Consider the following 546-nt stretch of genomic DNA (forward strand, 5'->3'; position numbering starts at 1 on the left):
AATTTATCGTGGGAGCGAGTTGTCGAACTTTTTGATGCACCCGACAGTTTATTTTATTTAGACCCGCCTTATCTTGTAAAGAAGAAGTGTTACAGCTCTGGGAATTTTGTTGAAGATGATTTTGTGAGGATGGCAAAAGTTCTCAAAAGCATCCAAGGAAAATTTGTCTTGAGTCTGAATGATAGTGATGAGGTTCGAGAGATCTTTAGGGATTTTGACTTTTTAGAATTAGAGACCCTTTGGACATCTGGTTTTGCTAAAAAAAAACTCTTCGAAAAGAACTCTTGATTCGTAATAACTGAGGAAATCATAAAAAGATTTGTTAGAATCAGAAGAAATATTTTTTCTCTAACAGGACGTTTTTGATGCTTACATCCTTTGGTAAAATTTTACGGAAACTTTCTCTTGATCACTCAGAACGCCTCTTAGATATGGCTAAGAAATTAGACATATCTGTAGCATTTTTATCTTTTGTATAGATCAGAAAAAAATCTGTTCCTGTAGGACTGGAGGAAAAGATAATTGAACTCTATGCTTTAGATCAAG

At 34.2% G+C, this 546-nt stretch carries 2 pseudogenes; both read left to right on the forward strand.

Annotated elements, in window-relative coordinates:
* Positions 1-302, forward strand: a pseudogene (locus ACFIK8_RS12990) (DNA adenine methylase); the annotation flags it as partial.
* A gap of 63 nt (positions 303-365) precedes the next feature.
* Positions 366-546 (forward strand): annotated as a pseudogene (locus tag ACFIK8_RS12995) (XRE family transcriptional regulator); the annotation flags it as partial.

The organism is Bartonella sp. MR168JLCBS, assembly GCF_042194175.1.